This is a genomic window from Pseudomonas sp. URMO17WK12:I11, from assembly GCF_007677725.1.
Taxonomy (GTDB): Bacteria; Pseudomonadota; Gammaproteobacteria; order Pseudomonadales; family Pseudomonadaceae; genus Aquipseudomonas.
The window spans coordinates 510,890-520,480 of sequence record NZ_VEDF01000003.1; the positions used below are offsets into that span (position 1 = coordinate 510,890).

Annotated in this window: 4 protein-coding genes; 1 reads left to right on the forward strand and 3 read right to left on the reverse strand. The window is 63.1% G+C overall.

What is annotated here, in order from left to right; translation table 11 throughout:
* Positions 1 to 286: 286 nt before the first annotated feature.
* The 3 genes from FS665_RS08795 to FS665_RS08805 form a co-directional block, all read right to left on the reverse strand.
* Positions 287 to 1,639: an HlyD family type I secretion periplasmic adaptor subunit gene (locus FS665_RS08795; protein WP_145186376.1), complete on the reverse strand. Its 1,353-nt coding sequence runs from the start codon at positions 1,637 to 1,639 to the stop codon at positions 287 to 289.
* A 67-nt stretch (positions 1,640 to 1,706) separates the two neighbouring features.
* Positions 1,707 to 3,842 (reverse strand): type I secretion system permease/ATPase, encoded by a 2,136-nt coding sequence (locus tag FS665_RS08800; protein ID WP_145186438.1) that lies wholly within the window; start codon positions 3,840 to 3,842, stop codon positions 1,707 to 1,709.
* 72 nt (positions 3,843 to 3,914) lie between these two features.
* A complete protein-coding gene (locus FS665_RS08805) occupies positions 3,915 to 5,288 on the reverse strand; it encodes a TolC family outer membrane protein (RefSeq protein WP_145186379.1) in 1,374 nt (457 codons plus the stop codon).
* Positions 5,289 to 5,752: 464 nt separating this feature from the next.
* Between FS665_RS08805 and FS665_RS08810 the strand changes: the two genes are divergently transcribed.
* On the forward strand, positions 5,753 to 9,591 hold a 3,839-nt coding region (locus FS665_RS08810), incomplete at its 3' end, for a retention module-containing protein (RefSeq protein ID WP_145186382.1).

Here is a 9,591-nt window from a genome sequence, read left to right on the forward strand (position 1 = left end):
GCCCATTCCACCGCCCGCCACCCATACCAAACCAAACGCCCGCCAGCCCCCCGCCAGCGCACGCCCCCACCCACCGTAGGAGCGAGCGCAGCTCGCGATGCGCCGCCCACGCGGCGCCCATTCCACCGCCCACCACCCATACCAAACCAAACGCCCGCCAGCCCCCCGCCAGCGCACGCCCCCACCCACCGTAGGAGCGAGCGCAGCTCGCGATGCGCCGCCCACGCGGCGCCCATTCCACCGCCCGCCACCCATATCAAACCAAACGCCTGTCACCCCCACCCATTCACCGCTCCCGCAGCGCCTCGGTCCGCGCCTTGAGCACCGGCTTGAGCAGGTAATCCAGAACGCTCTTCTGCCCCGTGATGATATCGACCGTGGCCACCATCCCTGGAATGATCAACAACGGCTTGTTGTCCCCGCCCAAATGGTTCTTATCGGTGCGCACCTGAATCAGGTAGAAGGCGTTGCCCTTGTCATCAGTCACCGTGTCGGCACCGATCAGCTCCAGCTTGGCCTTGAGCCCACCATAGATGGTGTAGTCATAGGCACTGAACTTGACCATCGCCGGCTGCCCCGGATGCAGAAACGCCACATCCTGCGGCCGTACCTTGGCCTCGATCAGCAGGTTGTCCTCGATCGGCACGATTTCCACCAAGTCGCTGCCCGGCTGGACCACGCCACCAATGGTGTTGACCTTGAGCAATTTGACGATGCCGCGCACCGGTGACACCACCGTGGTGCGGTTGACCCGGTCATCGATGGCAATGCTGCTGGCGGTGATCTTCGAAAGCTCGGTGCGCTTGTCGTTGAGCTCCTTGGCCGCATCGGACCTGAATCCGGCTTCGGACTCCTCGATCTTGCTCTTGATCTCGGCAATCGCAGCTTCCGCACGGGGGATGGCCAGGTTGGTGGCATTGAGCTGACCACGGGCCTCGACGGTGCGCTGTTTCAACCGCAGAATTTCCACTGGCGAAATGGCGCCTTTGCTCACCAATGGCGCCGACATGTCGGTTTCCTGTTGCAACAGGGCCACCGCCGAGCGGTATTGCTCGACCTTGGAACGAAACTCGGCAAGTTCCTGATTTTTTTGGCGCAACTGTTCGTTGAGGGTCTGTTTTTCACTGGCCAGGCGCCGTTGCCGTGAGCCGTATAGCGCCACCTCGTCTTCGGCCACCTGCGGCGCCTTGGCGCGTACTTCGTCCGACAGCTTGAACGGACGGCCCTCGGCCTCGGCCGACAGGCGTTCGACCTGGGCCGTCAGCGCGTAGCGGTCGGCTTCGCTTTCGCCTTTGTTGGACTTGAAACGGGTATCGTCCAGGCGCAGCAAGGTCGCGCCTTTGTCGACCATCTGGCCTTCGCGCACGAAGATCTCGGTGACGATCCCGCCTTCGAGGTTCTGCACCACCTGCACCTTGCTCGATGGAATTGCCTTGCCTTCGCCGACGGTGACTTCATCGAGCACCGCCAGGCTGGCCCAGATCAGCGCCACCAGCAGCAGCGCGGCGGCCAGCCACACGGTCAGGCGCGACAGGCGCGACGAATCGTCCAGGGTGGCGCCGGCCAGCTCTGGCATGTAGTCGGCCTCGGCGCGCTGACGCTTGCCGTGGCCGCTACGGATGTTGTGGCTCAAAGCCATGGCCTACCTCATGTATTTCAGTGGCACGGTGCGCTAGCGGCAACCGCCACGGGTTGAATAAGTCGCCTCAGAGGGCCGAGCCGATGCGGCCTTTGCGCAGCGCATCGACCACTGCATCCTTCGGCCCGTCGGCGACGATCTTGCCGTTGTCCAGGACCAGCAAGCGGTCTACCAGGCTGAGCATCGAGGTACGGTGGGTCACCAGCAGCACGGTCTTGCCCGGCACCCAGGCCAACAGACGCTGGCGCAGTTGCTCTTCGCTGCTGTTGTCCATGTGGCTGGTGGGCTCGTCGAGGATCAACACCGGCGGCTCCAGCAACAGCGCCCTCGCCAGCAGCACGGCCTGGCGTTGACCACCGGAGAGCAGTTGGCCACGCTCACCCACCGGGCGATCGAAGCCATTGGGATGCTGCCGGGCCAGCTCGCTGACGCCCGTCAATTCGGCCACTTCCAGCATGCGCGCGTCGCTGATGTGGCGGGCGCCCAAGGTTAGGTTGTCGCGCAGGCTACCGGCCAGCAGCGGCAGGTCATTGGCCACGTAGCCGATCTGGCTGCGCAGGTCGGCGATGTCCAGTTGGCGCAGATCCAGGTTGTTCAGCAGCACCTGCCCTTCGTCGGGATGATGAAAGCCCATCAGCAAGCGCCCCAGGGTGCTCTTGCCCGAGCCACTGCGGCCGACGATGCCGATGCGCTCACCCGGTGCAATGCTCAGCCGGACATCGTTGAGTGCCGCATTGACCTGCCCTGGGTAACGGAACGTGACGTGGCTGAGCGCCAGTTCGCCAGTGAGCGCTGTGTGTTCCAGGGCCTGCTGTTCGGCTTGCCGTTCCTGGGGCAGGGCCATCAGGGCGTCGGTGCTGCGCATGGTCAGCTGGGCCTGCTGGTAGCGGGTGATCAAGCCGGCGATCTGACCCAGGGGGGCCAGCACTCGGCTGCCGAGCATGTAGGTGGCGACCAGGGCGCCGACACTCAGGTTACCGGCAATGATGCTGTAGACGCCGGCCACGATCGTGGCCATGCCGCAGAACTGCTGGATGAACAGCGTGCCGTTGCTGGCCAGCGACGACAGGTTGCGCGCATGCGCATCGAGCCTGGCGATCGCGGCATTGGTGTGTTCCCACTGGTACTGACGCTCGCTCTCGGCACCACAGGCCTTGAGCGTTTCCAGCCCGCCCAGGGTCTCGATCAGCAGGGCCTGGCGCACGGCGCCTAAGCTCAGGCTCTTCTGCACGGTGTCACGCAGACGCGCCTGGATGACCAATGCAAAGCCCACTGCCAACGGAAAGGCGATCAATGGAATCACCACCAACCAGCCGCCGAGCAGGCCGATCACCAGCAGCATCAGTGCCACGAAAGGCAGGTCGATGATGCTGGTCAGGGTCACGGCAGTGAGAAACTCACGCAGGCCCTGAAAGTCATGGATGCTTTGGGCGAACCCACCGATCGTGGCGGGCTTGGCCTTCAGCGCCATGCCGGTGATACGTTCGAACAACGTCGCCGACAGAATCAGGTCGGTCTTCTTCCCGGCCTGGTCCAGCAGGTGAGCGCGGACCATGCGCAGCACCAGCTCGAAGGCGGTGCCGATGAACAGCCCGGCGACCAGTACCCACAAGGTCGAGAGCGCCTGGTTGGGCACCACGCGATCGTAGGTCTGCATGACGAACAGCGGCACCATCAGCCCCAGCACGTTGATCAGCAGGCTGGCCAGCAAGGCGTCACCGTAGAGCTTGCGCGAATGGCGCAAGGTGTCGCGGAACCAGGCATTGACCCGTGGCAGCAGCGGCGCGCGCACGTCTTCCAGGGTGTGCCGCGGTCGGGCGAACAGGGCCTGGCCAGTGTACGCCTGCTGCAGCGCCTCACGTTCGACCCATTGCTCGCCGCCCTGCGCTTCGCACGGCAGGATCAGCGCCCGGCCATCGTCGCCCCAGCGCTGCAACACCGCGCTGCGGTCATTGTCGAGTAACAGCAGCACGGGCAGGTTGAGGGGCGAGATAGCGTCCAGCGCGCGCGCTAACACGCGGCCCTGCAAGCCGGCCCGCGCCGCCGCCCTGGGCAGCAGCTCGGGGCTCAGGCGCTGGCGCGCCAGCGGCAGGCCGCTGCACAGGCTCGCACGGCTGGCGCTGCGCCCGTGCAGGCGGCACAGGATCAACAAACCGTCGAGCAGCGGATCATCGACGTCCTGGCGCGGTTGCGCGCTTTGCATACTGGTCACGATGGCCTACTCCCGCCAGGGTGAATGGGATTGCGTGCGGGTACTGCGTGCCAACGTGCGAGCTCAGCGCATGTCCGGCAGGCGGGCCTCGGTCTTCACCTCGTTGTTGGCAATCGCCTCCGGCGGCAGCGAAATGCGCTGCTTGCTGAGCAATTCACCCATGGTCGCCAGCACGCGGTACATCGAGAATTCTTCGGTGTAACGCACTTCGGTGTAGCGGCGATTGGCGTTGTACAGCTCGTTTTCACTGTCGAGCACATCGAGCAAGGTGCGCTGGCCAAGGCCGAACTGGTCTTGGTAGGCGGCGCGCACGCGCTGCGTGGTTTCGGCGTACTCGCGCGCGGTTGGGGTCTGCTTGCGCGCGTTGTTCATGGCGTTCCAGGACAGGCTGAGGTTCTCGGTCAGCTCGCGCAGGGCGTTGTTGCGGATGTCCAGGGCCTGGTTGATCTTGTGCGAGTCCGAACGCAGGCGCGCCTTGTCACTGCCGCCGCGGAACAGGTTGTAGTTGAGCTCCACGCCGGCCTGCCAGTCGTTGTTGGCATGCCCGCGCTCGCCGCCGAGGTTGTTGTTGGCACCCGTGGCCAGTACCGCGTCGAGTCGTGGATAGAAGGGCGACTTGGCCACTTCGTACTGCTTCTCGGCAGCGTTGACGTCAGCCTGCGCTGACTTCAGATACGGATTGTTCTGGCGCATGCCCTCGCGTGCTTCGTCGAGGGTAGCCGGCATCTGCACCTTGACCGATTGCGGGCCTTCCAATTCGTCGGGCAGGCGTCCTACCACGCTGTAGAAGCTTGCTTCGGCATCGGCCAGATCGACCTCGGCGGTGTCCAGGTTGTTCTCGGCCAGCGCGCGGCGGGCGCGGGACTGGTCAAGGTCGGCGGTGCTGCCGACACCACGTTCGCTGCGCAGGCCGATCTGGTCATTGACGCGCAGGTGCGCCTGCAGGTTGTTGCGCGCCAGGTCGACCAGCTCGCGGCGCTTGAGTACTTCGAGGTAGACCTCGATGGCACGCAGCGCGACGTCCTGGGCAACGCCCTGGGTGTAGTACGCACGGGAGGTCGCCACGGCTTCGGTACGGCCGACTTCGTTGGAGGTATTGAAGCCGTCGAAGATCATTTGCCGCAGGCGCAGTTCGGACTGTGTGTAGTTGAGGGTTTCCTTGTTGTGGTTGCGCGTGCCGTCTGGGTTGATGCCGCGGGTATTGAGGTTGTCCGAGCGCTGCCGGCCGTACCCGGCCACCAGGTCCACGGTCGGGAAGTAGCCGCCACGGGCGAATTTCACATCCTCATCTGCCGAGAGCTTGCTGTTGCGATTGGAGCTGATTTCCGGGTGGTAATCCACGGCACTTTGAATGGCCTGGTTGAGGGACATGGCCTCGGCATTCATGCAGGCCATGGCCATCAACAGTGCGCTGGCGAGGGGGGTTAATACGCGCATGGGGCTACTTCTCCCTGGTCACAAAATTTTCTTAGCTTTCGCCAAAAAAATGACGAAATTTATGGTCCGAATAGTTTCACGTTTGTAACAACAGAGCTAAGAACATTTCGCGCGCGAGCTAAGAACTTTTTGGAATATTTCTTATGCTAAAAAAAACTTATGCGGTCTATGAAAACCAAGACATTGTTTCATCCAAGTGATTTCGCGACCCGCTGCGCGACCCCGTATTTGGGGCATTGCAGCGAGTTCCAGATTTTTTACAGCTAAGGACGCGGTACGGTCAGGTGAAAGCGGAATTTGGCGACAAAAATTTGGCGCTTAAGTAAGCCAAACGACTTTCCTACTATCGCCAAAGTAGGGCTGAGGGATCGATTCTCACCGTTGAGATAGTGCGGGTTCCTCGCCATCACCTGTCATCGCCGTCGCTGGCTGCAGTACCCAACAGTGAGGGGAGGCGTTTGCCCATGGCTAAGTTAGTCGGTGTGGTCAGCAAGGTGGTTGGTGAAGTGTTCGCAGTCGGCAGTGATGGCAGCCGCCGCCCGTTGATCGAAGGTGATCGGCTGTACGCGGGCGAGCAGCTGGAGACCGGCGCTGCGGGTGCGGTGGCCGTGCGATTGCAAAACGGCGCGCAGCTGACCCTGGGCCGTGACAGCAGTCTGGAGATGACCACCGAACTGCTTGCCAACCAGGCGCCGCACACCCTGACCCACGATCCGGCACCGACAGATGCGCAACTGACTGATGTGGAGCGCATCCAGCAAGCCATCGCTGCAGGCGATGACCCTACGCAGAGCGCCGAAGCGCCCGCGGCAGGTCCCAATGCTGGCACTGCGCCTGGCGCCCTGGGCGGCGGCCACAGTTTCGTGATGCTCACCGAAGTCGGCGCCCGCGTCGATCCCGTGGTGGGCTTCCCGACGGCGGGTTTCAACGGCATTCCGGAACTGCCCAGTCTCGAGGTGGGTGGTCAGGACCCAAGCAATGGCAGTGCGCTGGCCGCTCCGCCTGCGCCGGTGGATCAGGGCGACGGCGGGACTGTTCCTGTTACGCCCCCTGTCATCGAGAACAATCCGGTCACACTGCTTGGACTGGATGCTGCGACCGGCGAGCTGAGCCTCAACGAGGCGAATCTTCCACAAGGATCGGCCAGCGACGCCGCTGCCCTGACTCAACGCGGCACCTTCACCGTGGTCGCCAAGGACGGTTTGGCTTCCCTGAGTGTCGGCGGCATCGACGTGGTCATCGGTGGCAACGCCTCAGGCTTTCCCCAGTCGATCACTACACCCGCTGGCAATACGCTGACCATTACCGGTTACAACCCGAGTACTGGCGTAGTGAGCTACAGCTACACCCTCAACGACAACGAAACGCACCCTGACGGCGCCGGTACCAACAGCCTAAGCGAGCAATTTGAAGTCGTCGCCAAGGACATCGACGGCAGCACCGCTACGGGCAGCCTGGACGTGAATATCGTCGATGATGTGCCGAACGCGATTGATGACACCAACGCCAACGCGGCCAGCGAACAGCGCCTGGAGCTGACCGGCAACGTGCTGACCAACGACGTACAGGGCGCCGACCGGGTACCTGGCGGCCCTGTCATCGCCGGCACCTTCACCGGTACCTACGGCACCCTGGTGCTTGCGGCTGATGGTTCCTATACCTACACCCTCAACACCAACGACCCCGACTTCAAGAACTTGGGCGGTGGCGGCAATGGCGTGGAGAACTTCAGCTACACCATCAAGGACGCCGACGGCGACACCAGCAGCGCCACGTTGACCCTCAATATCAGCAACCTCAACGACCCGGTCACGCTCGATGGCTTGAACGTGCAGGGTGGCGAGCTGACCGTTTACGAGAAGAACCTCAGTGACGGCACCGCACCCGATGCCGCTGCTTTGACGCAACAAGGCACCTTCACCGTCAGCGCCCCGGATGGTCTGCAAAGCCTGTCGGTGGGCGGCATTGCTGTCGTGAGCGCAGGCGTGGCTGCCGGCTTCCCGCAGTCGATCACCACCGCTCAAGGCAACACCCTGACGGTTACCGGCTACGACGCAGCTACGGGCGTGGTGAGCTACAGCTACACCCTCAACGACAACGAAACGCACCCTGACGGCGCCGGTACCAACAGCCTAAGCGAGCAATTTGAAGTCGTCGCCAAGGACATCGACGGCAGCACCGCCACGGGCAGCCTGGACGTGAATATCGTCGATGATGTGCCGAACGCCATCGATGACACCAACGCTGCCACGGCCACCGAACAACACCTGGAACTGACCGGCAACGTGCTGACCAACGACGTACAGGGCGCCGACCGCGTACCTGGCGGTCCGGTCATCGCCGGCACCTTCACCGGTACCTACGGCACTCTCGTGCTTGCGGCTGATGGTTCCTATACCTACACCCTCAACACCAACGACCCCGACTTCAAGAACCTGGGCGGTGGCGGCAATGGCGTGGAGAACTTCAGCTACACCATCAAGGACGCCGACGGCGACACCAGCAGCGCCACGTTGACCCTCAATATCAGCAACCTCAACGACCCGGTCACGCTCGATGGCTTGAATGTGCAGGGTGGCGAGCTGACCGTTTACGAGAAACACCTCGCCGACGGCACCGCACCCGATGCGGCTGCTTTGACGCAACAAGGCACCTTCACCGTCAGCGCTCCGGATGGCCTGCAAAGCCTGTCGGTAGGCGGCATTGCTGTCGTGACCGCAGGCGTGGCTGCCGGCTTCCCGCAGTCGATGACCACCGCCCAAGGCAACACCCTGACGGTCACCGGCTACGACGCAGCTACGGGCGTGGTGAGCTACAGCTACACCCTCAACGACAACGAAGCGCACCCTGACGGGGCCGGTACCAACAGCCTAAGCGAGCAATTTGAAGTCGTCGCCAAGGACATCGACGGCAGCACCGCCACGGGCATTCTGGACGTGAACATCGTCGATGATGTGCCGAACGCGATTGATGACACCAACGCTAACGCGGCCAGCGAACAGCGCCTGGAGCTGACCGGCAACGTGCTGACCAACGACGTACAGGGCGCCGACCGGGTACCTGGCGGCCCGGTCATCGCCGGCACCTTCACCGGTACCTACGGCACCCTGGTGCTTGCGGCTGATGGTTCCTATACCTACACCCTCAACACCAACGACCCCGACTTCAAGAACCTGGGCGGTGGCGGCAATGGCGTGGAGAACTTCAGCTACACCATCAAGGACGCCGACGGCGACACCAGCAGCGCCACGTTGACCCTCAACATCAGCAACCTCAACGACCCGGTCACGCTCGATGGCTTGAATGTGCAGGGTGGCGAGCTGACCGTCTACGAGAAGAACCTCAGTGACGGCACCGCACCTGATGCGGCTGCATTGACGCAACAAGGCACCTTCACCGTCAGCGCCCCGGATGGTCTGCAAAGCCTGTCGGTAGGCGGCATTGCTGTCGTGACCGCAGGCGTGGCTGCCGGCTTCCCGCAGTCGATCACCACCGCTCAAGGCAATACCCTGACGGTCACCGGCTACGACGCAGCAACTGGCGTGGTGAGCTACAGCTACACCCTCAACGACAACGAAGCGCACCCAGACGGCGCCGGTACCAACAGCCTAAGCGAGCAATTTGAAGTCGTCGCCAAGGACATCGACGGCAGCACCGCCACGGGCAGCCTGGACGTGAACATTGTCGATGATGTGCCTCAGGCCAACGCCGATAGCGCAGGCGTGGTGGAGGGTGGCACTGTTTCGGGCAACGTGCTGTGGAACGACAGCCTCGGCGCGGATCAGGCCGGCACCAGCAATGTGGTGATCGGCGCCCGTGCAGGTTCCGACACTACAACCTCGGCCCTCGGCAACCTGAATACAGCCATTGTCGGTCAATACGGCACGTTGACCATCGACGCTGCCGGTAACGCGATCTACCAGGCCAACCCCAATGCCGTGGCGGCCCAGGGCGCAACCGATGTGTTCGTCTACACGATTCGCGACACCGATGGCGACGAGAGTACCGCCACCATCACCATCAATGTTCAGGATTGCTCGCTTGTCGCAGGGCCTGCTGGCGGAGTCACGGTGTATGAAAACGCCCTCGATCTCTCCAAGGACGGCAACGACCTGGCGGCCGGCACCGTCAACGGCAGTGACCCGACCTCAACCCGCGAAACCGCCAGCGGCACCCTGGTCGGCTCTGCCACAGGCGGTGTCGGTGCACTGACCTACAGCCTGGTGGGCGACGCTACCGGCCAGTACGGCCAGTTGCAGCTCAATGCCGACGGCACCTACACCTACACCCTGACTTCGCCTGC

Excerpts from the sequence above, each read along its gene's own strand:
- FS665_RS08805 (WP_145186379.1), bottom strand. The coding sequence starts at position 5,288 with ATGCGCGTATTAACCCCCCTCGCCAGCGCACTGTTGATGGCCATGGCC.
- FS665_RS08800 (WP_145186438.1), bottom strand. The coding sequence starts at position 3,842 with ATGCAAAGCGCGCAACCGCGCCAGGACGTCGATGATCCGCTGCTCGAC.
- FS665_RS08795 (WP_145186376.1), bottom strand. The coding sequence starts at position 1,639 with ATGGCTTTGAGCCACAACATCCGTAGCGGCCACGGCAAGCGTCAGCGC.